The organism is Methylobacterium sp. XJLW (assembly GCF_003254375.1).
GTDB classification, from domain to species: Bacteria; Pseudomonadota; Alphaproteobacteria; order Rhizobiales; family Beijerinckiaceae; genus Methylobacterium; species Methylobacterium fujisawaense.
On sequence record NZ_CP016429.1, the window covers coordinates 5,324,987 to 5,350,993 of the forward strand.

A 26,007-nucleotide genomic window follows, 5' to 3' on the forward strand; every position below is an offset into this window, starting at 1 on the left:
GGGAAGCTCCGTTGCGGGTCAGGCGGCCTGCGGCGCGCCCAGAAGATGATCGAGAATACGGCCTTCGAGGCGTGCGAGATCCGGATCCCCGCGTCGGCGCGGGCGCGGCACGTCGACCCGCAGGTCGAGGGCGATCCGCCCGGCTTCCACCACGAGGATGCGGTCGGCCAGCGCCACCGCCTCGGCGACGTCGTGGGTCACGAGCAGCGCCGTGAAGCCCTGCGCCTGCCAGATCCGCTCGATCAGGTCCTGCATGCCGATGCGGGTCAGGGCGTCGAGGGCGCCGAGGGGTTCGTCGAGGGCGAGCAGGCCCGGCCGGCTCACCAGCGCCCGGGCCAGCGCCACCCGCTGCCGCTGGCCCCCCGACAGGGTCGCGGGCCATTGTCCCGCCTTGTCGCCGAGCCCGACCTCGGCGAGCGCCGCGAGCGCCCGCTCCCGGCGCTCGGCCCGGGAGCCGAGGCCCGACAGGCCGACCGCGACGTTGTCGACGACCCGCGCCCAGGGCAGGAGGCGCGGCTCCTGGAACATGATCCGCTTCGGCGGCTCCGACCGGCGGGGCGACGTCGCCGGCCCTTCCAGATCGATCCGGCCGCCGGTGGGCGTCTCCAGCCCGAGGATCAGGCGCAGCAGGGTGCTCTTGCCGCAGCCGGAGCGGCCCACCACCGCGGTGAACCCGCCGGCCGGCAGGAACAGGTTCAGGCCCTCGATGACGGCGGTGCCGTCGAAGCTCTTGTGCAGGTCGCGGACGGTGACGGCGATGCCGCGGCCCGCGGGCTCCGCGGGCGGGCGTGACGATGCGGATCCCCCGGCCTGACGGGGTGCCGATCCGGCGTCGGGAAGCGCCTCGCGGCGGACGGCGTCGAGCAGCATCAGGCGCTCCTGTAGGCGGGATTCCAGGCGAGGCAGGTGCGCTCGAGCTGGCGGGTCAGGGCGTCGGCGAGCTTGCCGAGGGCCGCGTAGATCAGGATCGCCAGCACCACGACGTCGACCAGCATGAACTCGCGCGCCTGCATGGCCATGTAGCCGAGCCCCGACGAGGCCGAGATCGTCTCGGCGACGATCAGCGTCAGCCACATGATGCCCAGGCCGTAACGCAGGCCGACGAAGATCGACGGCAGGGCGCCGGGCAGCACCACCCGGGCGAACAGCTCGCTGCGGGACATGCCGTAGACCCGGCCCATCTCCACGAGGCCCGGATCCACCGAGCGGATGCCGTGCAGGGTGTTGGCGTAGATCGGGAAGAACACGCCGAGCGCCACGAGGAACAGCTTGGCCTCCTCGCCGATGCCGAACCACAGGATCACCAGCGGGATCAGCGACAGGTGGGGCACGTTGCGCACCATCTGCACCGAGGTGTCGGTGAGCCGCTCCGACAGGCGCGACAGGCCGTTGGCGAGGCCGAGCGCGAAGCCGATGCCGCCGCCGATCACGAAGCCCGCGAGCGCCCGCAGGGTGCTGACGCCGAGATTGGTCCAGAGCTCCCCGGTCCGCCCGGCCTCCCAGCCGGCCCGGACCACGTCGAGGGGCGCCGGCATGAAGCGGTTGGAGACGAGGCCAGCCGAGACCGCGGCCTGCCAGCCGAGAAGGAGCGCCGCCGGCAGGAGCCAGGGCAGGGCCGTGTCGCCGAGGCGATCGAGCTTGGCGTTGCGCATCAGCGAGTCTCCGCCCGATTCTCGGCCCGGCGCTCGGGCTGCGTCCAGACCGCGTCGGCGACCCGGATCGGTCGCGGCAGGAGGCCCAGCCCGTGGAACGCGTCGGCGACCTTCTGCTGGTCGGCGACCGCCGCGGCGTCGAGGGGCGCGACGCCGTAGGACAGCCGTCCCAGGGCGACGCCGAGAACCGGCGCGGGGATGCCCACCGCGGGGGCGAGTTCCGCCGCCACGGCGTCCGCGTGGCCCTCCGCCCAGGCATCGACCTCACCGATCGCCTTGAGCACGGCCGACACGATCTCCGGGCTGGAATCGGTGAAGCCCCGCCGGGACAGGTAGAACTGGCGGTTGGGGGCGAGCCCCTGCCCGTCGGCCAGGACCCGGGCGCCCGTGGCGCGCTCGGCGGCGGCGAGATACGGATCCCAGATCGCCCAGGCGTCGACGGAGCCGCGCACGAAGGCGGCGTTGGCGTCCGCCGGCGCCAGGAAGGCGAGCTTCACCCCGTCATAGGGCACGCCCGCCTGCGCCAGGGCGCGCACCAGCAGGAAGTGGACGTTCGAGCCCTTGTTGAGGGCGATGGTCTTCCCGCGCAGGTCGGCGACGCTGCGCACCGGGCTGTCCTTGGGCACGAGGATCGCCTCCCCCCGCGGCGCCGGCGGCTCGGTGGCGACGTAGCGCAGCTCCGGGCTCGCGGCCTGGGCAAAGATCGGCGGGGCCTCCCCGGCGGAGCCGAAATCGATCGCCCCGGCATTCAGCGCCTCCAGGAGCGGCGGCCCGGACGGGAATTCCGACCACGCCACCGTGACGCCCAGCGGCTGGAGCGCCGTCTCCAGGCTGCCGCGGCCCTTCAGCAGCACCAGGGAGCCGTATTTCTGGTAGCCGATCCGGATACTGCCCGCGGCCCGGGCGGGGCGCAGCATCGCGGCCGCCGCGAGGCCGAGCCCGGCGGACAGGAGCAGGCGGCGGTTCGGCGCCGGGCCGTCGGACGGCGGCAGGGCCAGGGCGCGGGGCATGCGGTCGGTCATGGCTCTCGGCAGTCGGTGTCAGCCGTTGCGGGCGGGGGCGGTCCAGACCGCGTCGGCGATCCGGATCGGCTTGGGGATCAACTTCAGGGCGTGGAAGCGGTCGGCGATCCGCTGCTGCTCGGCGGCGACCCGGTCGTTCATCGGGCCGATCACGTAGTCGGTCCGGTCCACCGCCCGGCGCGTGGCGGCGAGGGGCACGCCGGTGCCCTGCGACAGGAGGTCGGCGACGGCGCCGCGGTTCTGCGTGCACCAGGCCGCCACGTCCCCGAGCGCGTCGATCACCGCCTGGAGCACCGGGGCGCGGGTCTCCGCGAAGGGGCGACTCGCCAGGAAGTAGTTGTTCTGCGGGGTGATGTCGCTGGCGCGGGCCAGCACCCGCACCCCCTCCCCCTGCTCGGCGATGGCGAAATACGGGTCCCAGATCGTCCAGGCGTCGATGCTGCCCCGGGCGAAGGCCGCCGCGGCGTCCGCGGGCGCCAGGGTCACCGGCGTGATGTCGGCGTAGCTGAGGCCGGCCTTCTCCAGGGCCGCGATGGTCAGGTTGTGGGCGCTCGACGCCTTGGCGAAGGCGACCCGCTTGCCCTTGAGCTCGGCGAGGCTCTGGATCGCCGAGGCCTTCGGGAGCAGGATCCCCGCCCCCGACCCGCCGGCCTCCTGGGCGGCCGCGTAGACGAGGTTGGCGCGCGCGGCCTGCGCGAAGATCGGCGGCGCGTCGCCGGTCTGTCCGAAGTCGATCCCGTCGAGCGACAGGGCCTCCAGCAGCGGCGGCCCGAAGGAGAACTCGACCCAGCGCACGCTCTGGCCGAGGGGCTCCAGGCGCTTCTCGATGATTCCCTGCTGCTTGGCGACGACCAGGATGCCGTTCTTCTGGTAGCCGATCCGCACCACGCCGGGCTCGGCCGCGCGGGCGCCCCGGACCAGCGCCGGCGCGAGGGGCAGGGCCGCCAGGGCGGCCAGCAGGCTGCGGCGGTTAAGCATCGCCCGGCTCACTCGGCGGCGGCCAGGGCGAGGGGCGCGGCGGAGGCCGACCGGTGGACCAGCAGGGCCGCGAGCTGCCCGCCGGCCTCGGCGGCGCGGGCGCGCACGCCGGCCTCGGTGAGCACGCCGTCGCTGAAATCGGGATCGGAGGCGTAGACGGCCGTCGGGATCTGGAGGGCGCCGAAGAAGCCGAAGAGCGGCCGGAAGGCGTGCTCGACCACGAGCGCGTGGCGCGCGCCGCCGCCGGTGGCCACGATCGCCACGGGCTTGCCGGCCAGCGCCCCCGGATCGACGAGGTCGAACAGGTGCTTGAACAGGCCGGTATAGGCGCCCTTGTAGACCGGCGAGCCGACCACGAGACCGTCCGCCTCCTCGATCGCCGCGAGCACGCTGCGCGAAGACGCCGGGAGCTGGTCGCGGGTCCAGGCGGCGCCGAGGCCGGTTCCGGCATCGACGAAGTCGAGGAGGCGCACATCGAGGGGCGCCCGGGCGCCGGCCTCGCGCAGCACCGCATCCACCAGCGTCCGGGTCTTGGAGGGCCGCTGCACGTTCGCGCTCAGGCCGACGAGTCTCGGTCGTGTCATTCCGGGTGCCTTGCTGCGGGACAGGATGGCGAGCCGCCGCGATCTCGAAGAGCGAGGATGGTGCGGCCGGACATCCGAATAGGTCGATAGAATTGATCGCCCCACGTTCCGCCGTCAATGAAACGCGGTTCCCAATTGTCTCGCGAACGCAAAACGTTCTGCTCGAAACATCTCGCCCCGGATGAGATTTTATCTCAGGATTCCGGGCGGACTCGCGCCGAAATCTTGTGCCGCGGCGGCGTGGTCGCGCGGGAATCGAAGATTTCGTCTCCCGGAGAGCCGGGCGGGAGAAGGGCGCTCTCGCATTCCGCGGGGCTTTGGAAGGGCCTCATCGGCCGGGAGCCCGGCGGGCCGGCAACCGGCAGACGCTCACCCGTCGGCCGCGAACCCTGGCGGCCCGCCGGGCGGCGGGCCGGTTCCAGCACGCGCCCGGCCGGCGGTCCGTCTATTTGCGGGCGAGGAGATGCAGCACGGTACCGTCGTCGCCGTACTTGTCCCACATCTGCGCGCAGGCCTGCTCCGGACGCTCCCGGAACTGCGTCGCCTCCGCGTCGAGGTCCTGCTGCAGGGCGACCGAGCGCTTCTTCGTGAAGAAATCGGCGTGGTTGAGGTGGTTCTCTCGCGAGAACTGGCGGAAGCGCTCCGTGTCGATGCGGACATTCGGGCAGTTCCGGGCGGCCAGATCGGCTTCGATGCCCGGACGCAGGGCCGGAATATCCTTCTGGAGCGCGGATCGCCGGGCTTCGGCCCAGGTGCCGAAGGCGGCCCAGGCGAGGATGGCGGCGACGAGAGGGGCAAACTTGGTCATCGAGAAACGTGTCGCTGTGCTGCGACATCCCAAATCTCGCACCTGCGATCGGTTCGACCTGAGCCGGAGGATGCACCACACTTCTGTGTGAAAGCGCACATCCCGCGGTCGGATCCGGGCCGCCGGCTTTCGAGGACCGGTGCGCTCAGTAGGTCGGGACGACGCGCGTCTCGGGCAGCGGCGCACGCATGGTGAAATGCAGGCCGGCCGGCTGGAAATCGAAGGCGATCTCCGCCTGGCACTGGAGCTTCAGGACGCGTTGCAGCAGCGTCGAGCCGAAGCCCTTCCGCGTCGGTGTCTCCGTGAACGGGCCGCCCCGTTCGGTCCAGTCGAGATGGAGCATGCGTGCCGCCGGCGTCTGCTCGACACCCCAGCGGATCCGGATACAGCCCTCCGGAACCGACAAGGCGCCGTGCTTGGCCGCGTTGGTCGTCAGCTCGTGGATGGCCATGCCGGTCGGGACCGCGAGGTCGCCCATCAGGTCGATCGGCGGCCCGTCCAGCTGGATGCGGGAGCCCTCGACGTCGTTGTAGGGCCCCAGCTCGTTCATCAGCATCTCGCGCAGGGGGGCCTGCTGCCAGTAATCCTCGGTCAGGAGATTGTGGGTCTTGGCCAGCGAGATCACCCGCGCCGAGAACGCCTCGTAGAACGCGTCCACGGTGGTGGCGGACCGGGCCGAAGCCCCGAGCAGCGCCTGCACCGTCGCCAGCGTGTTCTTCACCCGGTGATGCAGCTCGCGGATCAGGAGCGCCTGCCGCTCCGTCGTCCGCTCGCGCTCCTCGAGATGGGCCCGCGCCTCGAGCTGCCGGCGCTTGGCGCGATGGGCGGCCCGGGCCGCCATGATCAGGGTCGCCGGATGGAACGGGCGCTCCAGCACGCTCACGTTGCCCAAGAGGTCGGTCAACTGCGTGTTGGGCTCGGCGCCGCGCAGTCGCAGGAGGATGAACGGGAAGTCGGACCAGGGCGGCTGGGCGGCGATCCAGTCCGCCAGCGCCTGCCGGTTCGAGGAGAGCAACGCCTCCTCGGTCAGGACCGCGCAGGCGGCCGTGTGGAGCCGGGCGACCACCTCCGCGAGGCTGCCGCAGATCTGCGACGCGATCTGTCCCTCGCCGAGGATGGTCGCGGCGACGACGGCGTCGCGGCCCCCCGGCGTGAAGAGGAGAACCGGCGGTTCAGCGTCGGTCATCAGCCCTGTGGGTGGGCAAGAGGGACGACCGTTCACCTTCGAATGTCGGAACGCCGGTCATGATACCCCTGAACGCGCTGAGTGGTTCGCCAACGCGGATCCCGTCGGAGTCGATCCGCAATTCGCGGATCGCGTTCTCATGGCTGCCGGTCCGCTTCTTCACCACCGAGATCGCGCGCCGCAGCCGGCCATCGGCCTCGAAGGTGCGGAACAGCAGGATCGTGTCGCTGAGATAGGTCAGGTCGACATTGGCGCCCATCGCCCCGATCATGCCGTGCTGGGCCAGGACCAGGAGCGTGACGACGCCCTGCTGGTTCAGGTAGGTCAGCAACTCATGCATCTGCAGGAGCAGGTAGTTCTCCTCCGGCATGGCGTTGTGATAGCCGGTCAGGGAATCGATCACGACCGTCGTCACGCCCTGGTGCTCGACCGCCTCCTGCACGATGTCGGCGAGTTCGCCGGGCGAGACCTCCGCCGGATCGATCTGTTCGACCCGGAGATCGCCGGAGGCGATCACGGCGTCGATCGGCATGCCGAGGCCGCGGGCCCGGCGCCGCAGCACGTTCGTGGTCTCGTCGAAGCTGAGGATCAGCACCTTCTCGCCGCGAGCGATCGCCGCGGTGACGCAGGTGAGCGCCACCGTCGACTTGCCGACGCCGGACGGGCCGATCAGCATCGTGCTGGTCCCGCGATCGATGCCGCCGCCGAGCAGCAGGTCGAGCTCGGGGCTGCCCGTGCCGCACTGGTCGTCGGCGAAGGTGCCGAGATGCTCGGCCGCGACGAGCCGCGGGAACACCGTGAGACCGCCGCGCCGGATGACGTAGTCGTGGAACCCGCCCCGGAACGGCGTGCCGCGCATCTTGATCACGCGCAGGCGCCGCCGCTCCCCGCCGTAGAGCGGCGCGAGCTGTTCCAGCCGGATCACGGCATGGCTGAGACTGTGCAGATTCAGGTCGTCCGCCTCGGCGGTCAGATCGTCGAGGAGCAGCGCCGTGGTGTTCTGGATGAGCAGGAAGCTGCGCAGGGCGTGGACCTGCCTGCGGTAGCGCAGCGAACCCTGCGAGAGCAGCCGGATCTCGGACAGGCTGTCGAACACGACGCGCTGCGGCTTGGTCCGCTCGATCTCGGCGATCGCCATGCGGATGGTCTCGCCGAGTTCGAGATCGGACGAATGGACGAGGCTCTGCTGCTGGTTCGGGTCGAGGCTGAGTTCCGGCGCGATGAGTTCGAAGATCTCGATGCCGTCGAGGGACCAGCCGTGGCGCCCCGCGACGTTCAGGAGCTCGCGCCGGCTCTCGGACAGCGTGATGTACAGGCAGCGCTCGCCCCGCCGCACGCCGTCGAGCAGGAACTGCATCGCCAGCGTCGTCTTGCCGGATCCGGGCCGGCCCTCGATGAGGTGCGAGCGCCGGGACGCGTAGCCGCCGTCCAGGATGTGGTCGAGGCCGGCCACTCCGGTACAGACCGGCGCCGCGTCTTGATCGGTCACTGCCATGTCCAGGTCTCTGCCGTCGCCCGACGGGCGGGCAGCCCACCGACCGCGTGACGGAACGCGGAGCCCGGTCTCGTACACGAAGGAGCGCGCAGGGCGAAACCCCGTCCGCCGCGCTCCTGCGCCGGCCGATACCGTCGGCGCGACCGTCGGCGCGACCGGGACATCGGTCCTGCCGGACGGCCGCGCCGTGCGGCAGCCGGGATTGGCGCCGCGATGGAGGACCGGCGCCCGCATCCTGCGGGCGCCGGGGGTTCGCGCGCTCACTGGCTGCCCGGACCCTTCGCCAGGCCGGCCAGGGTGAACAGGTCCACCGACAGCTTCGCGCCGATCACGAAGGCATCCGGGATCGGCTTCGGACGGAACGGGAAGCGGGTCTGGTCCGGGTCGATCACGTATTGCAGGTTCGGCATCAGCCGCACCGCCGGGGTGAGCTGGATGCCGTAGCTCAGCTCCAGGATGGTCTGCAGGGATTCGACGTTCCGGGTGCCGAGCCCGAGCGCCGTGCGCGCCGCCCGGATGTTGGCCGTGCCCAGCGGCGAGAGCTTCTCCATGGCGAAGACGAAGCCGAGGGTGTCGTAGGGCCGGCCGGGGAAGGTGCCGGTCAGCACGGCGCCGCCCTCCAGGAAGTAATCCTGGGTCTGCCGGCCGCCGGTCCCGCCGAGCGCGACGCCGAAGACCGACAGGCCCTGGATGCCGCTCGGGTCCGGCCGCCAGACCATCTGGTCGAAGCGGGCGTAGACCGCCGAGCGGCCGAACCGGGTCAGCGGATCGAGGCCGCTGAAGACCCGGGCGCCGCCCCGCTGGTCGAGCACGGGATCCTTGTAGTCCGACCGGTCGAAGACGACGCCGACGCTGTAGTTGCGCGGCAGCGGGTCATTGCCGAAATTGGTCGAGTAGCCGACTTCCACCGGCACCAGGACACCGGTGGCGCCGTTGGTCGACCAGTCGATCCCGTTCTGCGTCGGCAACTGGTCGCGGGGGTTCACCTCGTAGATGCCGGCGTGCAGGAATACCTTGTCGTTGACCCAGGCCTTGGCATGGCCGCCCCAGGTGGCGATCGGCCAGTAGGTGAAGTTCGTCAGCTTGAAGATGGACTTCGGGGCGCCGCAGGTCGCGTTGTTCTGGAAGTTGCAGTAGAGCGGCGAGGCCAGGAAGTTCGGGTTGGCCAGCAGGCGGCCGACCTCGAGGTCGAGGCGGTTGTCGAACAGCTTCTGCTCATAGGACAGCAGGGTCAGATGGGCGGTCTGGCCGCCGCCGTAGATCTCCTGCACGCTGCCGTCGAAGCCGATGGAATCCTGCGCCAGGCTCCGTCCGTGGCGCTGGGTGACGACGGTGTGGACCGAGCCGCCGTCGATCCCCGCGAGACGCGCGAGATCGGCGTCGAGGCCGAAGGCGATCTGGCCGGCATAGGCCGATCCCTGGCGGATGCCGCCGGACGGGTTGGCGGCGAACTCGCCGGTGTAGTTCAGGATCATGCTGATCCCGTTGCCCAGATCGAGGGTGCCCGGCGGCAGGCTGGGCGGCGTCGCGCTGCTGCCCTGCACGTCGAGGCTGGCCGCGGCGCTGCTGGCGCCCGAGAAGCTCCGCGCCTCCCGGATGACCCGCCGCCGGGCGCGGTTCGCCCGGTACCGGGCCTTCTGCGCCGGATTCGCCTTCGGCCCCGGATTCACCAGCGATGGTCCCCCGTCCGGAGCCGTGGCTTCAACCTGTGCGACCGCCGGACACGCGCCCGCCGTGACCGTCGCGGCACAGAATGCGAGCGCGGCCCATCGCCTATGCTTTCCCATGTGACTCCCCCTTAACCGCGCGGCCTTGCCTGGCTCTGTCGCGTTCGTGTCCCGCAGGGGGCCTCCCGGTCAGTCCGTGTCCGGTCAGTCCGTGTCCGGTCGGTCCGTGAAGGCCTCCACCGTGCGGCGCTCGCCGCGCATGAAGGCGTCGGCGGCGTGGATCAGCGGATTCAGGTCGACGTCGCTGGCGCCGGAGCGGACCAGGGCGGCGAAACGGTCGTAGAGGCCGCGGTACTCCGCCTCGGGCGGGAGCGGCTGGTCGCGGCCGTCGATCGTCAGGACGGCCCCGCCCTGCGAAAGCACCAGGGTACCGTCGTCGGTCTCGACCCGGATGTCCCAGGTCTGCGGCCCGGTCTGGCGCCAGTCGAACCGGGCCCGGATCGGGGTGCCGGCGGCATCGGCGAAATGCAGGTCGGCGGCGATCGGCGCCTGCCGGTTCTCCGGCACCGACAGGGTCGCGCCGGTCAGGTGGAACGGCGGCAGGATATGCGTGGCGATGGACAGGGCGTTGATCCCCGGATCGAACACGCCCATCCCGCCCGCGTCCCAGATCCAGTCCTGGCCCGGGTGCCAGTGCCGGACATCCTCCAGCCAAGCGATCTCCACCGACCGGATCCGGCGGCCCGACAGCCAGCGGCGCGCGGGCTCCACCCCCGGCGCGAAGCGCGAGTGCCAGCTCGCGAACAGGCTCACGCCCCGGGTCCGGGCGGCCTCGACCAGGAGCCCGACCTCGGCCAGCGTCGCCCCCGGGGGTTTCTCGAGGAGGACGTGGCGGCCCGCCGCGATCCCCGCCAGGGCTGCCGCGAACCGCGCCTGCGGCGGCTGGCACAGGGCGACGGCGTCGAGGTCGCCGTGCGCCGCCAGCATCGCCTCCAGGCTGCCGTAGCTCGGCACGCCGTCGAGCCCGCCATGCCGGCTCGCCACCGCCACGAGGCTGTAATCCGGGGAGGCGGCGATGACCGGCAGATGCTGGTCGCGGGCGATCTTGCCGACACCCACCAGACCGATGCGGATCGGGCTCGCCATCTCAGAGCACCCGCACGGTCGGATCGGTGGGCGGGGCGGCCGCCAGGGAGTTGCGCAGGGGCAGCGCGAACGGCGCAGCCTCGATCTCGAACACGTCGCCGGGCCGGGTCGCGACGCCGTCGCTGAACGACAGGGTGGCGGTCCCGAAGAAGTGGACGTGCACGTCGCCGGGGCGCCGGAAGGGTGCGTATTTGAAGTGGTGCCGCTCCAGGTTGGCGATGCTGTGGGACATGTTCGCCTCCCCGGAGAGGAACGGCTTCTCCCAGAGCACGGCGCCGTCGCGCAGGATGCGGCTGGTCCCGCGCACGTCCGGCGGAAGCGCCCCGAGCCACAGCTCCGGGCCGAGGGCGGCCGGGCGCAGCTTGGAATGGGCGAGCCACAGGTAGTTGCCGCGCTCGGTCACGTGGTCGGAGAACTCGTTCGCCAGGGCGAAGCCGAGGCGCACCGGGGTGCCGTCGGCGTCGACCAGGTAGATCCCGGCGATCTCCGGCTCCTCGCCGCCGTCGCGGGCGAAGGCCGGCGAGACCAGCGGCTCGCCGGAGGCGACCAGGCCGGAGCCGTCGCCCTTGTAGAACCATTCCGGCTGCACGCCGGCCTCGCCCGGCGCCGGCTTGCCGCCCTCGACGCCCATCCGGAACATGCGCATCGAGTCGGTCGGCGCCGGGTCGGCCGCGGCCGCGCGGTGCATCGCGTCGCGGCCCTCCGCGGAGCCGAGATGCGTCAGGCCGGTGCCGCTCAGCATCAGGTGGGCGGGATCGGCGTGGTCGATGGGCGGCAGGAGCCGGACCGTGTCGAGATCGACGGGCACGCCGAGTCCCGCCCGCTCCGCCGTCGCGGCCAGATCGTCCCCCGCCTCGAGAGCTCTGCGCGCCAGGGCGCGCACGCTGTCGACGCCGAGCACCCGCCGCGCCCGACCGTCGGCGAGCAGCGCGACGCCCCGCTGCCCGTCGGCGGCGCGGAATTGTAGGAGTGATCGTCCCATCTGTGTCCTCCCGGGGACGACCGCTTCGGGTCGTCCTGAACGCGCGGCCGTCGAGGGTCGCGCGGCGGCCTGTCAGCGGCCGGGTTGCGGGTCGAGAACGCCGTCGATCCGGCGCGCGAGATGCCAGGGATTGTCCGGGCGCAGGGGCGGCGGCAGGAGCGCGTCGGGCAGGTCCTGGTAGCAGACCGGGCGCAGGAACCGTTCGATCGCCAGCGTGCCCACCGAGCTGCTCCGGCCGTCCGAGGTCGCCGGGAACGGCCCGCCATGCACCATCGCGGGGGCGACCTCGACGCCGGTGGGCCAGCCGTTCGCCAGGATCCGTCCGGCCTTGCGGGCCAGCAGCGGCACGAGCCCGGCGGCGAGATGCTCGTCCGCGCGGTCGAGGTGCAACGTCGCGGTGAGCTGCCCGCCGAGGGACTCGAGGAGCCGGGTGACCTCCGCCATGTCGGCGGCGGCGACCAGCAGCGCGGCCGGACCGAACATCTCGTCGGCGAGGGCCGGATCCGCGAGGACGTGGCGCGCCTCCGTGCGCAGCAGGCAGGCGGGGGCGCCCCCCGGGCCGGCGGCCGCCCCGCGCGCCGCGACCGTCACTCCCGGTCGGGCCGCCAGCGCGGCGACGGCGTGCGCGAACCGGTCGCGGATGTCCGGGGTGAGCATGGTGTGCGGCACACTCTCCCGGATCGCCGCGGCGGCGGCCTCCGCGAAGGCGTCGAGGTCGGAGCCGGCGATCCCGATCAGCAGACCGGGATTGGTGCAGAACTGCCCCGCCCCCAGCGTCAGCGACTGGACGAAGCCCGCCGCCAGGGACGCGCTCCGGGCCCGCAGGGCGCCGGGCAGGAGCACGACCGGGTTGACCGCGCTCATCTCGGCATAGACCGGGATCGGCTCGGGCCGGCCGGCGGCCACCCGCATCAGGGCGAGCCCGCCCGCGCGCGACCCGGTGAAGCCGACGGCCTTGATCCGCGGGTCGGCGACCAGGGCGCTTCCGAGGTCCGTGGACGGTCCCGGCAGGTAGGAGAACGTGCCCTCGGGCAGGCCGCCGGTGGCCACCGCCGCACGCACGGCCCGCGCGACCAGCTCCCCGGTCCCGGGATGGGCCGGATGGCCCTTCACCACCACCGGGCAGCCCGCCGCCAGGGCGGCGGCGGTGTCGCCCCCCGCCACCGAGAAGGCCAGCGGGAAGTTCGAGGCGCCGAACACCGCCACCGGGCCGATCGCGACGTGGCGCCGGCGCAGGTCCGGCCGGGGCAGCGGCTGCCGCTTGTGCTGCGCCAGATCGATCGTCGCCCGGATCCACGCGCCGGAGCGGACGAGATCCGCGAACAGCCGCAGCTGCCCGACCGTGCGGGCGCGCTCACCCTCCAGCCGCGCCCGCGGCAGGCCGGTCTCGGCCATCGCCCGCTCGACGAGCGGCGCGCCGAGATCGGCGATGCCCTCGGCCACAGCTTCGAGACAGCGAGCGCGTGTTTCTGGTGGCGTCTCCGCGAAATGCGGGAACGCCGCTTCCGCCAGCGTGCAGGCGGCCTCCACCTCCCGAGGGCCTGCGGCCGAGAAGGCCGGCTCCAGGGGCGCTCCGGTGGCGGGATCCACGGCCCGGAAGAGCGCGGCTGTGGTCACGTCGGCGGCGCCGATCAGGACGCTGCCGCGGATCGTCACGGATCCTGGCGATTCACTACTCATACAATTAGGCTAGGGCAGTTCGCCTCCCGCCGCAAGCGCGGCCGCGATTCCGGTGAAGGGGGTGTTCCTCTTTGCGCTCCTACAACTTCAGGATAGAATCACGCCGATCCCGCCCCGACCGACCCGGTGGCCCGGACTGGAGGTGGACGAGTGAGGCAGGATCGCGGTCCGGAGAACGTCACGCTGCCCCTCGCCTCGGGCTCGCGCCGCATCCACGGCTCGGTCGCCCGCGATCTGGGGGTGGCGATCCTTGGCGGCCGCTACGCTCCCGGGGACGTGCTGCCCGGGGAGATCGAATTCTCTGAGAAATTGAACGTCTCGCGCACCGCCTATCGCGAGGCGATCCGCATCCTGAGCGCGAAGGGGCTCGTCGAGAGCCGCCCGCGCACCGGCACCCGCGTGAGCCAGCGCAGCCGCTGGAACCTGCTCGACCCCGACATCCTCGCCTGGGCCTTCGAGTCGGAGCCGAGCGAGTCCTTCATCCGCGACCTGTTCGAGCTGCGGATGATCGTCGAGCCGGCGGCGGCGGCGCTCGCGGCGGAGCGGCGCTCGGGCCTCGACCTCGCCCGGATGGGCCATGCCCTGGAGGAGATGGGCCGCCACGGCCTCGCCACCGAGGCCGGACGGGCCGCCGACCAGGCCTTCCACAACACGATCCTGGAATCGGCCCGCAACGGGGCGCTGATGGCCCTGTCGAGTTCCATCGCCGCCGCGGTCACGTGGACGACGATCTTCAAGCATCGCCGCCAGGGCCTGCCCCGGGATCCGATGCCCGACCACCGCGCCCTCTACGACGCGATCGTGGCGGGCGACCCGGCCGCCGCCCGGGAGACCATGACCGAGCTGGTCCGCCTCGCCCTCGCCGACACCGAGCTGGCGATGCGCCCCTGACGGAGCCGGCGGCGTCCGCACCGCCGGCCCGGCCCTCGTCTCAGTGGTTGTCGCGCGGCACGCCCCGGGTCTGGGCGATGCGCTGGAACGCCTCGGCGCCCTCCAGGATGGCCCCGGTGTGCATCTGCCCCACGGCTGCGCGCTGCATCGCCTGCCACGGCGTCTGCGAGGCCGGATAGGCGTAGCCGCCCGCCGCCTCCAGGGCGCTGCGGCGGCGGGCGATCTCGTCCGCGTCGACCAGCATGTCGGCGGTGCCGCGGCGCAGGTCGATCCGCACCCGGTCGCCGCTGCGCAGGAGCGCGAGGCCGCCGCCGGCCGCCGCCTCGGGCGAGGCGTTGAGGATCGACGGCGAGCCCGAGGTGCCGGACTGGCGCCCATCGCCCAGGCAGGGCAGCGCGTGCACGCCGGCCCGGATCAGCTGCGCGGGCGGGCGCATGTTCACCACCTCGGCGGCCCCGGGATAGCCGATCGGCCCGGCCCCGCGCATGATCAGGATGGTCTCCGCGGTGATGCCGAGGCTCGGGTCGTCGATCCGGGCGTGGTAATCCTCCGGTCCGTCGAAGACCACGACGGGACCCTCGAAGGCGTCCGGATCCTCCGGGTTCGACAGGTAGCGGGCGCGGAACTCGTCGCCGATGACGCTGGTCTTCATGACCGCGGCGTCGAACAGGTTGCCGCGCAGGACCAGGAAGCCCGCCGCCTCCTTGAGGGGCCGGTCGATCGGCCGGATGACGTCCTCGTCCTCGATCACGGCGCCGCGGCAATTGTCGCCGAGGGTGCGCCCGTTGACCGTCAGCGCGCCCTCCCGGATCAGGTCGCGGCGCATGAGCTGCGCCACCACCGCGGGCAAGCTGCCGGCGCGGTAGTAATCCTCGCCGAGATAGGTGCCCGCCGGCTGCAGGTTGACCAGCAGAGGCACGTCGAGCCCGTGGGTCTGCCAGTCCGTGATGTCGAGGTCGACCCCCATGTGGCGGGCGATCGCCGCGAGGTGGATCGGCGCGTTGGTCGAGCCGCCGATCGCCGAATTGACCGCGATGGCGTTGAGGAAGGCGTCGCGGGTCAGGATGTCGGAGGGCTTCAGGTCCTCGGCCACCATGGCGACGATGCGCTTGCCGGTCTGGTAGGCGGCCTCCTGCCGGTCGCGGTAGGGCGCCGGGATCGCGGCCGAGCCGGGCAGCATCATGCCCAGGGCCTCGGCGAGCGTGTTCATCGTGGTGGCGGTGCCCATCGTGTTGCAGAAGCCGGTCGAGGGCGCCGACGAGGTGACGAGCTTGATGAAGCCGTCATGGTCGATCTCGCCGGCCGCCAGCATCGCGCGGGCCTTCCAGACGATCGTGCCGGAGCCCGTGCGCTGGCCCTTGAACCAGCCGTTGAGCATCGGCCCCACCGACAGGGCGATGGCCGGGATGTTCACGGTGGCGGCGGCCATCAGGCAGGCCGGGGTGGTCTTGTCGCAGCCCGTGGTCAGCACGACCCCGTCCAGCGGGTAGCCGTAGAGCAGCTCCACGAGGCCCAGATAGGCGAGGTTGCGGTCGAGGCCCGCGGTCGGCCGCTTGCCGGTCTCCTGGATCGGGTGGACGGGGAATTCCAGGACGATCCCGCCCGCCTCGCGGATGCCCTCGCGGATCCGCTCCGCGAGGACGAGATGGTGGCGATTGCACGGGGACAGGTCCGAGCCGGTCTGGGCGATGCCGATGATCGGCCTGCCCGAGCGCAGCTCCTCCAGGCTGAGGCCGAAGTTCAGGTAGCGCTCCAGGTAGAGCGCCGTCATGTCGATATTGTCGGGGTTGTCGAACCAGGCGCGGGAGCGCAGGGGCCGTGCAATCGGTCGGTCGGTCATTTCTGGGTCCGGTGAGCGGGGCTGGTCGAGAACCGGTAGGCGATCACGTTCCGGTAGGTCTTGCCGGGGTCGAGCCGGGCGGAGCCGAAGGCCGGCTGGTTCGGCGTGTCGGGGAAGAGTTCCGGCTCCAGCGCCAGGGCGTCCGACTGCCGGTAGGCGAGGCCGGATTTACCCACCACCGTCGCGTTGAGGAAGTTGCCGGCATAGAACTGCACCCCCGGCTGGTTGCTCGCCACCTCGAGGATCCGGCCCGATTCCGGATCCTCGACCCGCGCCACGAGGTGCGGCTCGGCCGTGGGCGCGTCGGTGACGACCCAGTTGTGGTCGTAGCCGCGCGCCCGCACGATCTGCTCGTCCCGCCCGTCGCGGATCCGCGCGCCGATCACCGTGGGCTTGCGGAAGTCGAAGGGCGTTCCGGCCACCGGCAGGTGCGCGCCGGTGGGGATCAGGGTGGCGTCGACCGGCGTGAAGCGCTCCGCCGGGATGGTCAGGGTCTGATCGAGGATCGAGCGGCCCGAGCCCTCACCCGCGAGGTTGAAGAAGCTGTGGTTGGTCAGGTTGACGATCGTCGGCTTGTCGGCCGTGGCCTCGTAGGTGACCGTCAGCGTGTCGGTCGCGTCGAGTGTGTAGGTGGCGGTGGCCGTGAGCGTTCCGGGATAGCCCTCCTCCCCGTCCGGGCTGACGTAGCGCAGGGTGACCGACGGGGCCGCGCCGCCCTTGACCGCGGTGATCGTACAGAGCCGCTTGTCGAAGCCGGCCGCGCCGCCGTGCAGGGCGTTCGGGCCGTCGTTGGTGGCCAGCGTGTAGGTCTGGCCGTCGAGGGTGAAGCGCCCGGCGCGGATGCGGTTGGCGTAGCGCCCGACGCTCACGCCGAAATAACTGCCCTTGGTCAGGTAGGAGGCGAGGTCGTTGTAGCCGAGCACCACATCCGCGGCCTTGCCGGACCGGTCCGGGACGTCGAGGCTCCGCAGGAGCGCGCCCCACGACAGGATCCGGGCCGTGATCCCCTTGCCGTTCGTCAGCGTCACCTCCTCCACCGACCGGCCGTCCGGCAGGGTGCCGAACACCGTCCGGACCGGTTCGGCCGCCTGGGCCGGAGCCGGGGTCAGGCCCGGGATTGCCGCGCAGGCGCACAGCGCCAGGGGTCCCACTCCACGCATCGCATCCTCCCCTCGATGAAGCCGCCCGTCCCGCCGATCCTGCGCCGGCACGCGACGGGGACGCGGTTGACGTCCGCGAATCCGATATATACTCAGACAAATGAAATGGACAACATGGGACCGCCGGCAAGGCGGCCCGGAACGCAGAGGACAACGCCGGATGGCAGGACCGATCGCGACCGTCGGGACGACGGCGCCCCGGACGGGGGCGGAGGCCGCGCGCGACCGGGGCGCCTACCGCCCGGCCCTGTCGCTGCTGGCGAGCCTCTTCTTCATGTGGGGCTTCATCACGGTCATCAACAACACGCTGCTGCCGCACCTGCGCAGCGTGTTCGACCTCGATTACACGCAGACGACGCTGATCGAGTCCGTCTGGTTCATCGCCTATTTCGTGGCCTCGATCCCGGCGGCCAAGCTGATCGAACGGGTCGGCTACCAGCGCGCCCTGGTGGCGGGGCTGGGCATCATGGCGCTGGGCACGCTCGGGATGATCCTGGCCGCGCACCAAGTCTCCTACGCGATCACGCTCACGGCCCTGTTCGTGATCGCCAGCGGCATCACCCTGCTGCAGGTCGCCGCGAACCCCTACGTGGCGGTGGTCGGCCCGGCCGAGAGCGCTCCGGCGCGCCTCAACCTCGTGCAGGCGTTCAACTCCTTCGGGACGACCCTGGCGCCGCTGTTCGGCGGCTACCTGATCCTCGGGCGCTCCGCCGCGGGCAACGCCGCCGCCGGCACCATCCTGACACCGGCCGAGCGCTTGGCCGACGCGCAATCGGTGCAGCTGCCCTACCTGATCGTGGCGGCGATCCTCGTCGGTCTCGCCGTGATCATCGCCCGCTTCCCGCTGCCCGCTTTGGGCGGCGCCGGCGACGCCACGGCCCGGGCCGTCAAGGCCGAGCGCGCCGGCCTGTCCCTCTGGCGCCACCGCAACCTCGTGCTCGGCGTGCCGGCGATCTTCATCTACCTGATCGCCGAGATCGGGGTGTCGAACCTGTTCATCAACTTCGTCTCACAGCCGGAGATCGGCGACCTGACCCACGCCCAGGCCTCGCGCTACCTGTTCCTGCTCTGGGGCGGCATGATGGTCGGCCGCTTCGCCGGCAGCTACCTGATGCAGGCTCGGGCGGCCGAGACCGTGCTGGCCGGGGCGGCGATCGGCGCCTGCGCGGTGATGCTGGTGGCGACCTTCGCGACCGGCCACTGGGCGATGTGGGCCCTGATCTCGGTGGGCCTGTTCCACGCGATCATGTTCCCGACGATCTTCACCCTGGGGATCCGCGGCCTCGGGCCGCTCACCGAGGAGGGCGCCGGGCTGCTGATCATGGCGATCGCGGGCGGATCCCTGGTGGTGGTGCAGGGTTGGGCGGCGGACCGGTTCGGGCTGCAGCATTCCTTCCTGATCACCGCCGCCTGCGAACTCTACGTCCTGTTCTACGCTCTCTGGGGCTGCCGCCCCGCCGCCGCGGCGCGGCCGGCGGGCGCCTGAGCGTCGGCGGCATCGGGGAGCGCTCTGCCATGGACCCGCGGATCCGCATCCTGGACCGGCCCCGGCGCGACCGGCTCGGCGAAGGCCCGATCTGGGTTCCGGAGCGGGGCTTGCTGTTCTGGGTCGACATCGAGGCCCCGGCCCTGAACTGGCTCGACCTCGCCCGCGGCGAGACCGGCACCCATCCGTTCCCGGAGCCGCTGGGCTGGATCATCCCCCGCGCCGGCCGGCGCGACTTCATCGTCGGGCTGAAGAGCGGGTTCGCGATCTACGACCTCGAGGCCGACCGGATCACGCCGATCGGCGATCCGGAGCCCGACGAGCCCGACAACCGCCTGAACGATGCGAAGGTCGACGGCGCCGGCCGGATCTGGGCCGGGAGCATGCACCAGGCCGAGACCGCGGCTTCGGGATCCCTCCACCGGCTCGATCCCGACCTGACTTGGCGGCGGATGGACACGAGCTACGGCGTCGCCAACGGGCCGACCTTCAGCCGCGATGGCCGGATCCTCTATCACAGCGACAGCGCCGCCCGGACGGTCTACGCCTTCGACCTCGCCGCGGACGGCACGCTGACGGGCAAGCGCGCCTTCCTGCGCTTTCCGGAGGCCTGGGGCTGGCCCGACGGGATGACCACGGATTCCGAGGGCTGCCTCTGGATCGCCCATTGGGGCGGCGGCCGGCTCAGCCGCGTGGATCCCGAGGGGCGACTGATGCGGGCGATCCCACTGCCCGCCCCCAACATCACGAGCTGCGCCTTCGCGGGAGAAGGGCTCGACCGCCTGTTCGTCACCTCGGCCGCCCGGGGCGCCGAGCACGTGCCGGCGGCGGGGGCCCTGTTCGAACTCGATGTCGGCGTGACCGGCCTGCCGCCCCGCGCCTTCGGGGGCTGACCGGCCCGGCGGCCGTGGAAGGCCTTTCCCTGTGGCTGTAGCGTCCCCGGACGGCGGGGCCTGATGGCGACCGGGTTGTCCCGGGCGGCCGACGCGATCCGTGCGGCAGCCCGATCCGCGTCCGCGCGGGCCTCGACGCAATCCTCGCAGGATCGTGTGGCCGCCTCATCCGGATGGGGGATGCGCGGTCCCCGGCCGGTCTCTACGCTCGCCACTTCTCCGAGACGAGATCACCTTCAGCCCGCCCGGCCCTGCCGCGGCGGGCTCCTTGTCGGATGTCGCCGACACGGCGCTACCGCCGAATCGGAAGCCGGCGGATGGGCCGCCCGGCGGTGTCGCGCACCACCAGGCTCCAGGAGCGGCCGGGATCGGCCGCGCAGACCTCATCGGCCATCTCGGCGATCACGCTGCGTGCCTCGGCCAGGGCCTCGTCCAGGCTGCCGACCTCGACGCCTTCCTCGTCGCGGATCGTTTCCTCGCCGCTCTCGACGTCGAAGTAGAAGCGTTCGGACACCGACCTCCCCCCTGCTGCCGCCCTCCGGCGGTCGTCCTGATCTCTCTACGTAGTCCGGAATATGACTGGGACCGGTCTTTGATCGGATAAACCTTAATGCATTTAAAACGCGGATTTGCCTGTATCTGTGCGAAGGCGGCCCAGTCTCGATTGAATTATCGATTATAAGAACCAGGCACGCCGCCGCCGATGTCCGATGGCTTGCTGAGGTGGCGCTCTTGGAGTCGGGACCCCTGACATGTCGACCTCCGCCGATCCGCCCAACGCGCGCGCCGAGAAAGCCGCGCTCCGCAAAGCCACGCTGCGGGCGCATATCAAGAACGTTCTGTCGACGATCCGCAGTCATCATACGGGGCGCGGCCGCGCGTCGATGCGGGTCTCGCGCTACACCCTTGGACGGTGGTTCCGGGGCATCGCCGCCGGAGCGAACCCGCTTTTTGCGTAGCAACGCTCGTCCGATGGACGTGTTTCTCAAGGCGCCGCGCTCCGGCGCTTCGAACCGCGTCCCATGGCCGAGACCACCCGCCTCCGATCCCATATCCGTAGCGTGCTGCTCAGGCTGATGCAGCGGCTGCGCGCCCGGGCCGGCTGACGCGACAGCGGTCGGACGCCGGCCGTCGGGCGGCCGTCTTGCGCCCCTGCCCTCGGCTGCGGCGCGGTGGAGTGCGGGGGGGGGGACGCCTGCCGATGGGGCGGGCCACGCGACACGGCCCGATCCCGCCTGGAGGTCCCGCCTGGGGGGCCTGCCTGGAGATCCTGCCCGGAAAACCTGCTTGGCGAACCGCGCCGTCCAGGCCGGGGACGGCGCGGCGGAGCCGCCGACAATCTGAGGGATTGACCGGATTTCACGCCGAAACGACCGGTCTAGTGCTGACACGACCCGTCTTCGTTGCCGTGCCAGCGGCTTTATCTCCAATCGATACAGATCTAGATTCGCGGGCCCAACGAGCCGGCACCGGGCCCGTCCCGGCGCGGGCGCGCCGTCCTGCCGGGCAGACCGGCTCCCGAGGTGACGATGGGCCAGATGACGATCAAGGACGTCGCCCGACGGGCCGGCGTGAGCTTCCAGACGGTCTCGCTGGTCCTGAACCATCCGGAGAAGGTCGCCCGGACCACGCGCGAGACCATCGAGACGGCCATGCGCGACCTGGACTTCGTGCCGAGCCTCGCCGCCCGGTCCCTGCGCAAGAAGCCCAGTCGCAGCATCGCCTGCGTGTTCTCCCTCGGGGCGCAGCCCGCCGACGCCACGTTCCGCCTGAGGGAGGAGGCCGATCAGGGCCTCGTCCTGCAGACCTTCGGGTACGTGACCGACCAGCAGGGCTATACCCTGGTCCACCGGTGTCGCCGCGGCGACGACCCGGACGGCTTGAGCCGGATCGCCAGCCTGGTCAGCGAGGCCCGGGTCGACGGCATCGTCGTCTTCGCCGACCGCCAGGACGACCCGCTGATCGGCCTGCTGCAGGCCAAGCGGTTCCCGTTCGTCGTGTTCGGCCTCGACGTTCCCGGCACGCATTACGCCATGCAGGCCGAGCGCGACGCGGCCCGCGACGCCGTCCGCCACCTGATCCAGGCCGGGAGCCGGTCCATCTGTTTCTTCACGGGCGCGGGCGACGGTCGGCGGTGGCGTGCCGGGGCCGAGCGGTTCCGCGGCTACCGGGACGCGCTCGCGGAGGCGGGGCTGCCGCTGCGCGACGACCGCGTGGTGGCGTGCGACTGCACGTCCGAGGGCGGCTATCGGGCGACGCGCGCGCTGCTGGAGCGGCTGGACACGGGGTCAGGAGACCGGCCGGATGCCATCGTGGCCGCCAGCGATCGGGTGGCGTTCGGCGCGCTGAAGGCGCTGCACGAGCGCGGCGTGCGGGTCCCCGCGGAGATCCGCGTCGTGGGCTTCGACAACCTCACCCAGGGGGCCTACTCGGTCCCGAGCCTGACCTCGGTCGATGTCCCGACTCTCGACATGGTCCGGTTCGCCTTCGCGACTCTGGTCGAGCTGATCGAGGGGACGCGCGCCCCAGACGACCTCGCCCAGCGGCTGTTTCCCACGCGCCTCGTCGTGCGCGAATCGACCGCGGCGCGGCCGCAGGCCTAGGAGGCCGAGGCCGGCGTTCCGCGGCCCGTATGGGCGCCTCACTCCGCCGCGAGGATGCCCGTCTCGGGGTCGCCCCGTCCGAACTGCGCCGCGTGCAGGCGGCTGTAGGGGCCGCCGGCGGCGAGCAAGGCCGCGTGCCGGCCCTCCTCGACCACGCCGCCCTCCCCCAGGACCACGATGCGGTCGGCGTCCCGGATGGTCGCGAGGCGGTGGGCGATCACCAGGGTCGTGCGCCCGCGGGCAAGTTCGGCGAGCGCCCGCTGGATCTCCCGCTCGGTCTCGGTGTCCAGCGCCGAGGTCGCCTCGTCGAGGATCAGGATCGGCGGGTTCTTGAGGAAGACCCGCGCGATGGCGATGCGCTGCTTCTGCCCCCCCGACAGGCGCACGCCGCGCTCGCCCACCACCGTGTCGAGGCCCTCCGGCAGGCCGTCGATCAGCCCGCCGAGCCGGGCGCGCCGGGCGGCGGCGTTGATCTCCGCCTCCGTGGCGTCGAGGCGGCCATAGGCGATGTTCTCCCGGATCGTGCCGGCGAACAGGAACACGTCCTGCTGCACGATGCCGATCTGCCGGCGCAGGCTCGCGAGGGTGATGTCGCGGATGTCGATCCCGTCGACGGTGATCCGGCCCGCCTCGACCTCGTAGAAGCGCGGCAGCAGGGCGCAGAGGGTGGTCTTGCCAACCCCCGAGGGGCCCACGAACGCCACCGTCTCGCCCGCCGCCACCGTGAGGTCGAGGCCGGCGAAGACCGGGCGCCCGGGGCCGTAGCCGAAGCCGATCCCCTCGAAGCCGATGTCGCCCCGCAGGGACTCCACCGCGCGGGCCTCCGGCCGGTCGGTGATGTCGGGCGCGGTGGCGAGCAACTCCTGATAGCGGCGGAACCCCGCCACACCCTTCGGGTAGGTCTCGACAACGGCGCCGATCTTCTCCAGCGGCCGGTAGAACACCCCGACGAGGAGCAGGAAGCCCACGAAGCCGCCGGGCGTCAGGTCGCCCCGGACCACGAAGGCCGCGCCGCCGAGCAGCACGGCGATCTGCACGAGGCGCAGGCCCAGGTAGTTGATCGACAGGCCCGCCGCCATCAGCCGGTAGGCCTCGAGCTTGGTGTCGCGGTAGCGGGCATTGTCGCGGGCGAACAGGGCGCGCTCGTGGGGCTCGTTGGCGAAGGCCTGCACGACCCGCATCCCGCCGACATTCTCCTCGATCCGCGCATTGAAGGCCCCGACCCGGCCGTACTGGGCCTGCCAGTTGCGGGTCATGCGGCCGCCGTAGCGGATCGACACGAAGGCGATCAGCGGCAGGATCGCCGCCGTGATCAGCGCCAGCGGCGCGTGCACCGTGAGCATCAGCGCGAAGGCGCCCAGCAGCGTCATCACGGCGATGAACAGGTCCTCGGGCCCGTGATGGGCGACCTCGCCGATCTCCTCCAGGTCCTTGGTCACCCGGGCGACGAGGTGGCCGGTCTTCTGGCCGTCGTAGAAGCGGAAGGAGAGCTTCTGCAGGTGGTCGAAGGCCCGTTCCCGCAGGGTGGTCTCGATGTTGATGCCGAGCACGTGGCCCCAGTAGGTGACCACCACCATCAGGCCGGCATTGGCCACGTAGACCAGCGCCAGCGCCGCGGCGGCGAGCAGGATCAGGCCCCAATCCTGCCGGGGCAGGAGGCTGTCGATGAAGCCCTTCACGGCGATGGGGAAGCCGAGTTCGAGCAGGCCGGACAGCACCGCGCAGCCGAAATCGACCAGGAACAGCGTCCGGTACGGCCGGTAATAGGCGAGGAAGGCCTTCAGCATCGCGCGGCTCGGATCAGCGTGGGGCGGCGCACGCGACGGGGCAGAGCGCGCCGCAGGACGGCACCCCCGGCAGGCGCTGGCGCAGGCAGCAGACGCGCCGCCGCCGGCACCCCGACGTCCCCGGACAGAGCGCCTGCGCCAGGGGGCTCCTAACGCAGCCCGGGCCCGGACGCCATCCGAGGCAGGCCGCGACGTCGTCACAGGCGGCGGCGCAGGCGGGGGGCGCCCCGGCCCCCGCCCCGTCCCCGCCCCCGTCCCCGAGCGGGGTCCCGAGTTCCCGGGCGACGTAGTCGAGGATCACCGCCGCGTTACCCCAGAGGATCCGGGGGGCGATGCCACATCGGGCATGGCACAGCTCCACGAACGGGCGCAGATGCGCCTCCACCAGCCCGGTGAGGCCGGGCGCCGGGCAGGCCGCGCAGCCGGACCCGTTCGCGGGCAGGCGGAAGCGGCACGGCCGCCCCGCCGCGTCGAGTTCGAGGCGCATCGCATCGAAGGCGAGCGGCAACGGCCGGCCGAGGCGGACCAGGGCCGTCAGCGCCGGCGTCGCCAGGGCCGCGAGGTAGAACTGGCTCCAGTACGAGACCCGGATCCGCGGATCCGCGGTCTGGAACTCCGCGCCGAACCCGGCCCCGAAGGCCGCCAGCGTCGCGTCGAACACGTCCGGGTCGCGCAGGGCGCCGAGGGGCACCGCCTCCGGGCCGCCGGGACCGTCCGCGACGCCGTCCCGATAGGCCGCGAGCGAGTCGGGTATCTGCGCGGCGACCTCGGCGATCATCGCGCCACCCCGTCGGCCCGCAGGGTCCGGCCCACCGCGACGGCGAGCCACGCCACCGCGGCGGCGTAGAGCGGCAGGCTGGCGGCGAAGTAGCCCGGCCAGCCGACCCAGCCGGCGAGCGCCGGAGCGGCGACCCGCAGGGGCATGGCGGCGAAGAAGGCGGCCCCGAACAGCAGCGCGTAGTCGGTGGCGGGCCTCGGCCCCTGGGCCCACCGGTAGATCATGTTGAAGACCGGCACGCCCAGGAAACCGCCCGCGACGAAGCTGAGCACCGTGGCGGCGATTCCGAGATCCGCCATCCGGCCGGCGCAGGCGACGGCCATCAGGCCCCCTGAGGCCAGGACGCCGAGGGCGCCCGCGGCGATCAGCCGGACCGTGCCGAACCGCGCGGCCAAGCCCCCCGCCGCCAGGGCCATCACCAGGTTCACGGCCGGCAGGACGGTGCCGGTGAGCGATCCGACCTGCCCGAGCGACACGCCGAGATCGAGGAGCGCCAGGGTGTTGGGCCCGGCGACGAGATAGGAGGCGGCGAAATAGGCCCCGAGGACGAGCACGCGTCCGGCCAGGCGGCGCAGACGCGCCAGCGCGCCCGACCCGCGCTCCAGTCTTGGCCCGGCCCCGCGCAGGCGCGCCTCCCCGTAGCCGAGGATCGGCAGCAGGCAGAGGGCGTCGAGCGCCGCGCAGGCCAGGACCGCCCCGTGCCAGCCCAGGCTGTCGTAGGAGCCGACCAGCACGCCGACCCCCAGGATCCCGCCCAGGGAGGCCCCGCACAGCTTGGCCGAGGCCACGTAGGCCCGCTCGTCCGCCGGGACCGTCTCGACCACCAGCGCCTCGAGGGCGATATCCATGGTCGCCACGCAGGCGCAGGCGGCGATCGCCAGGGCGAGCAGCGCCGGGAGCGGCCAGGTCTCGCCGAAGCTCAGGGCGACCAGCAGGAGCACCGAAGCGGCCTGCGCGACCACGATCCAGCCGATCCGATGGCTGAGGAACGGCAGGCGTAGCCGGTCGAGGACGGGCGCCCACAGGAAGGTCAGCCCGACCGGCAGGTTGATCAATTGCAGCAGGCCGACCTCGGCCAGCTCCACGCCCCGGGCCCGCAGGATCAGCGGCGCCCCGCCGGACAGGAAGCCGAGCGTGGCCCCGAAGGTCACGTACAGGCAGAAGAACGGCGCCAGCGGCCGCAGCCCGGCCAGGGCGTCGACGACCCGGGTGCCGATGGCGGGGCCGGCGGATCCGGTCACCGCGGCCCACACGCTGGTCTGAGTCCCGCGCCGTCCCGGGGGCTGCAGTTTATAATCACACTAATCTATTGATTTACCTCAGTTTTTGTTGTTTAGAGGGGGCCGGGTCTTGGATCAAGCCGGTCGGC

23 protein-coding genes are annotated in these 26,007 nt (G+C 72.1%); 5 read left to right on the forward strand and 18 right to left on the reverse strand.

Annotated features, from left to right (window positions below):
* Positions 1-18 precede the first annotated feature (18 nt).
* The 12 genes from A3862_RS24565 to A3862_RS24620 form a co-directional block, all read right to left on the reverse strand.
* Complete coding sequence (locus A3862_RS24565) at positions 19-870, reverse strand: ABC transporter ATP-binding protein (protein WP_043382382.1); 852 nt, start codon at positions 868-870, stop codon at positions 19-21.
* Complete coding sequence (gene ssuC / locus A3862_RS24570) at positions 870-1,652, reverse strand: aliphatic sulfonate ABC transporter permease SsuC (protein WP_043357563.1); 783 nt, start codon at positions 1,650-1,652, stop codon at positions 870-872. The genes A3862_RS24565 and ssuC overlap by 1 nt, the downstream gene beginning before the upstream one ends.
* The gene (locus tag A3862_RS24575; protein WP_043756513.1) at positions 1,652-2,674 is read right to left on the reverse strand and encodes a sulfonate ABC transporter substrate-binding protein; all 1,023 of its coding nucleotides are present in this window, start codon (positions 2,672-2,674) and stop codon (positions 1,652-1,654) included. The genes ssuC and A3862_RS24575 overlap by 1 nt, the downstream gene beginning before the upstream one ends.
* Positions 2,675-2,692: 18 nt before the next feature.
* Positions 2,693-3,652 carry an aliphatic sulfonate ABC transporter substrate-binding protein gene (locus A3862_RS24580; protein ID WP_043756512.1) on the reverse strand — a complete coding sequence of 320 codons (960 nt, stop codon included), beginning with the start codon at positions 3,650-3,652 and terminating at the stop codon, positions 2,693-2,695.
* A gap of 8 nt (positions 3,653-3,660) precedes the next feature.
* The gene (gene msuE, locus A3862_RS24585) at positions 3,661-4,236 is read right to left on the reverse strand and encodes an FMN reductase (protein WP_043355222.1); all 576 of its coding nucleotides are present in this window, start codon (positions 4,234-4,236) and stop codon (positions 3,661-3,663) included.
* A gap of 445 nt (positions 4,237-4,681) precedes the next feature.
* Entirely contained in the window at positions 4,682-5,044 is a 363-nt protein-coding gene (locus A3862_RS24590; protein ID WP_043382391.1) for a hypothetical protein, read from the reverse strand.
* A 145-nt stretch (positions 5,045-5,189) separates the two neighbouring features.
* Entirely contained in the window at positions 5,190-6,230 is a 1,041-nt protein-coding gene (locus tag A3862_RS24595; protein WP_043355225.1) for a sensor histidine kinase, read from the reverse strand.
* Positions 6,217-7,725 carry an ATPase domain-containing protein gene (locus A3862_RS24600; RefSeq protein WP_043355227.1) on the reverse strand — a complete coding sequence of 503 codons (1,509 nt, stop codon included), beginning with the start codon at positions 7,723-7,725 and terminating at the stop codon, positions 6,217-6,219. Before A3862_RS24600 ends, A3862_RS24595 begins: the two co-directional genes overlap by 14 nt.
* A gap of 260 nt (positions 7,726-7,985) precedes the next feature.
* Positions 7,986-9,512, reverse strand: a complete 1,527-nt coding sequence (locus A3862_RS24605) for a carbohydrate porin (protein ID WP_043756511.1) — start codon at positions 9,510-9,512, stop codon at positions 7,986-7,988.
* A gap of 84 nt (positions 9,513-9,596) precedes the next feature.
* Positions 9,597-10,538: a Gfo/Idh/MocA family protein gene (locus tag A3862_RS24610; RefSeq protein WP_043756507.1), complete on the reverse strand. Its 942-nt coding sequence runs from the start codon at positions 10,536-10,538 to the stop codon at positions 9,597-9,599.
* A 1-nt stretch (position 10,539) separates the two neighbouring features.
* Positions 10,540-11,520 (reverse strand): AraD1 family protein, encoded by a 981-nt coding sequence (araD1, locus tag A3862_RS24615; protein WP_043756506.1) that lies wholly within the window; start codon positions 11,518-11,520, stop codon positions 10,540-10,542.
* 72 nt (positions 11,521-11,592) lie between these two features.
* The gene (locus tag A3862_RS24620) at positions 11,593-13,200 is read right to left on the reverse strand and encodes an aldehyde dehydrogenase (NADP(+)) (RefSeq protein WP_043756505.1); all 1,608 of its coding nucleotides are present in this window, start codon (positions 13,198-13,200) and stop codon (positions 11,593-11,595) included.
* Between the two features lie 150 nt (positions 13,201-13,350).
* Here A3862_RS24620 and A3862_RS24625 point away from each other — a divergent pair, with 150 nt between their 5' ends.
* Positions 13,351-14,091, forward strand: coding sequence for a FadR/GntR family transcriptional regulator (locus A3862_RS24625; protein WP_043756504.1), 741 nt, complete (start codon positions 13,351-13,353; stop codon positions 14,089-14,091).
* A 40-nt stretch (positions 14,092-14,131) separates the two neighbouring features.
* On the opposite strand, the gene A3862_RS24630 is transcribed toward A3862_RS24625, so the two are convergent.
* Positions 14,132-15,931 carry an IlvD/Edd family dehydratase gene (locus A3862_RS24630; RefSeq protein ID WP_043756503.1) on the reverse strand — a complete coding sequence of 600 codons (1,800 nt, stop codon included), beginning with the start codon at positions 15,929-15,931 and terminating at the stop codon, positions 14,132-14,134.
* The gene (locus A3862_RS24635) at positions 15,928-17,091 is read right to left on the reverse strand and encodes an aldose epimerase family protein (protein ID WP_205782302.1); all 1,164 of its coding nucleotides are present in this window, start codon (positions 17,089-17,091) and stop codon (positions 15,928-15,930) included. Before A3862_RS24635 ends, A3862_RS24630 begins: the two co-directional genes overlap by 4 nt.
* A 160-nt stretch (positions 17,092-17,251) precedes the next feature.
* Here A3862_RS24635 and A3862_RS24640 point away from each other — a divergent pair, with 160 nt between their 5' ends.
* Both A3862_RS24640 and A3862_RS24645 read left to right on the forward strand, forming a co-directional pair.
* Positions 17,252-18,577: a sugar MFS transporter gene (locus tag A3862_RS24640; RefSeq protein WP_043756500.1), complete on the forward strand. Its 1,326-nt coding sequence runs from the start codon at positions 17,252-17,254 to the stop codon at positions 18,575-18,577.
* Between the two features lie 29 nt (positions 18,578-18,606).
* A complete protein-coding gene (locus A3862_RS24645) occupies positions 18,607-19,470 on the forward strand; it encodes an SMP-30/gluconolactonase/LRE family protein (protein WP_043352263.1) in 864 nt (287 codons plus the stop codon).
* 292 nt (positions 19,471-19,762) lie between these two features.
* On the opposite strand, the gene A3862_RS24650 is transcribed toward A3862_RS24645, so the two are convergent.
* Positions 19,763-19,984: a DUF6894 family protein gene (locus A3862_RS24650; RefSeq protein WP_043382412.1), complete on the reverse strand. Its 222-nt coding sequence runs from the start codon at positions 19,982-19,984 to the stop codon at positions 19,763-19,765.
* Between the two features lie 238 nt (positions 19,985-20,222).
* On the opposite strand from A3862_RS24650, the gene A3862_RS24655 reads away from it, so the two are divergent.
* Positions 20,223-20,429, forward strand: a complete 207-nt coding sequence (locus A3862_RS24655) for a hypothetical protein (protein WP_043382414.1) — start codon at positions 20,223-20,225, stop codon at positions 20,427-20,429.
* 579 nt (positions 20,430-21,008) lie between these two features.
* On the forward strand, positions 21,009-22,073 hold the full coding sequence (locus A3862_RS24660; RefSeq protein WP_236961486.1) for a LacI family DNA-binding transcriptional regulator: 1,065 nt from the start codon (positions 21,009-21,011) through the stop codon (positions 22,071-22,073).
* A 38-nt stretch (positions 22,074-22,111) separates the two neighbouring features.
* Here A3862_RS24660 and A3862_RS24665 read toward each other — a convergent pair whose 3' ends face one another.
* Genes A3862_RS24665 through A3862_RS24675 form a run of 3 tightly spaced genes read right to left on the reverse strand, consistent with a single transcriptional unit; the run spans position 22,112 to position 25,879 of the window.
* Entirely contained in the window at positions 22,112-23,860 is a 1,749-nt protein-coding gene (locus tag A3862_RS24665) for an ABC transporter ATP-binding protein (protein ID WP_043756496.1), read from the reverse strand.
* Between the two features lie 13 nt (positions 23,861-23,873).
* Complete coding sequence (gene fhuF, locus A3862_RS24670) at positions 23,874-24,638, reverse strand: siderophore-iron reductase FhuF (RefSeq protein WP_111474058.1); 765 nt, start codon at positions 24,636-24,638, stop codon at positions 23,874-23,876.
* The gene (locus tag A3862_RS24675) at positions 24,635-25,879 is read right to left on the reverse strand and encodes an MFS transporter (RefSeq protein ID WP_043761057.1); all 1,245 of its coding nucleotides are present in this window, start codon (positions 25,877-25,879) and stop codon (positions 24,635-24,637) included. The genes fhuF and A3862_RS24675 overlap by 4 nt, the downstream gene beginning before the upstream one ends.
* Between the last annotated feature and the right edge of the window lie 128 nt (positions 25,880-26,007).

Coding starts and splice junctions, on each gene's coding strand:
- araD1 (WP_043756506.1), bottom strand. CDS start 11,520: ATGGGACGATCACTCCTACAATTCCGCGCCGCCGACGGGCAGCGGGGC.
- A3862_RS24645 (WP_043352263.1), top strand. CDS start 18,607: ATGGACCCGCGGATCCGCATCCTGGACCGGCCCCGGCGCGACCGGCTC.
- ssuC (WP_043357563.1), bottom strand. CDS start 1,652: ATGCGCAACGCCAAGCTCGATCGCCTCGGCGACACGGCCCTGCCCTGG.
- A3862_RS24565 (WP_043382382.1), bottom strand. CDS start 870: ATGCTGCTCGACGCCGTCCGCCGCGAGGCGCTTCCCGACGCCGGATCG.
- A3862_RS24635 (WP_205782302.1), bottom strand. CDS start 17,091: ATGCGTGGAGTGGGACCCCTGGCGCTGTGCGCCTGCGCGGCAATCCCG.
- A3862_RS24575 (WP_043756513.1), bottom strand. CDS start 2,674: ATGACCGACCGCATGCCCCGCGCCCTGGCCCTGCCGCCGTCCGACGGC.
- A3862_RS24640 (WP_043756500.1), top strand. CDS start 17,252: ATGGCAGGACCGATCGCGACCGTCGGGACGACGGCGCCCCGGACGGGG.
- fhuF (WP_111474058.1), bottom strand. CDS start 24,638: ATGATCGCCGAGGTCGCCGCGCAGATACCCGACTCGCTCGCGGCCTAT.
- A3862_RS24660 (WP_236961486.1), top strand. CDS start 21,009: ATGACGATCAAGGACGTCGCCCGACGGGCCGGCGTGAGCTTCCAGACG.
- A3862_RS24605 (WP_043756511.1), bottom strand. CDS start 9,512: ATGGGAAAGCATAGGCGATGGGCCGCGCTCGCATTCTGTGCCGCGACG.
- A3862_RS24610 (WP_043756507.1), bottom strand. CDS start 10,538: ATGGCGAGCCCGATCCGCATCGGTCTGGTGGGTGTCGGCAAGATCGCC.
- A3862_RS24630 (WP_043756503.1), bottom strand. CDS start 15,931: ATGACCGACCGACCGATTGCACGGCCCCTGCGCTCCCGCGCCTGGTTC.
- A3862_RS24590 (WP_043382391.1), bottom strand. CDS start 5,044: ATGACCAAGTTTGCCCCTCTCGTCGCCGCCATCCTCGCCTGGGCCGCC.
- A3862_RS24620 (WP_043756505.1), bottom strand. CDS start 13,200: ATGAGTAGTGAATCGCCAGGATCCGTGACGATCCGCGGCAGCGTCCTG.
- A3862_RS24595 (WP_043355225.1), bottom strand. CDS start 6,230: ATGACCGACGCTGAACCGCCGGTTCTCCTCTTCACGCCGGGGGGCCGC.
- msuE (WP_043355222.1), bottom strand. CDS start 4,236: ATGACACGACCGAGACTCGTCGGCCTGAGCGCGAACGTGCAGCGGCCC.
- A3862_RS24600 (WP_043355227.1), bottom strand. CDS start 7,725: ATGGCAGTGACCGATCAAGACGCGGCGCCGGTCTGTACCGGAGTGGCC.
- A3862_RS24655 (WP_043382414.1), top strand. CDS start 20,223: ATGTCGACCTCCGCCGATCCGCCCAACGCGCGCGCCGAGAAAGCCGCG.
- A3862_RS24665 (WP_043756496.1), bottom strand. CDS start 23,860: ATGCTGAAGGCCTTCCTCGCCTATTACCGGCCGTACCGGACGCTGTTC.
- A3862_RS24580 (WP_043756512.1), bottom strand. CDS start 3,652: ATGCTTAACCGCCGCAGCCTGCTGGCCGCCCTGGCGGCCCTGCCCCTC.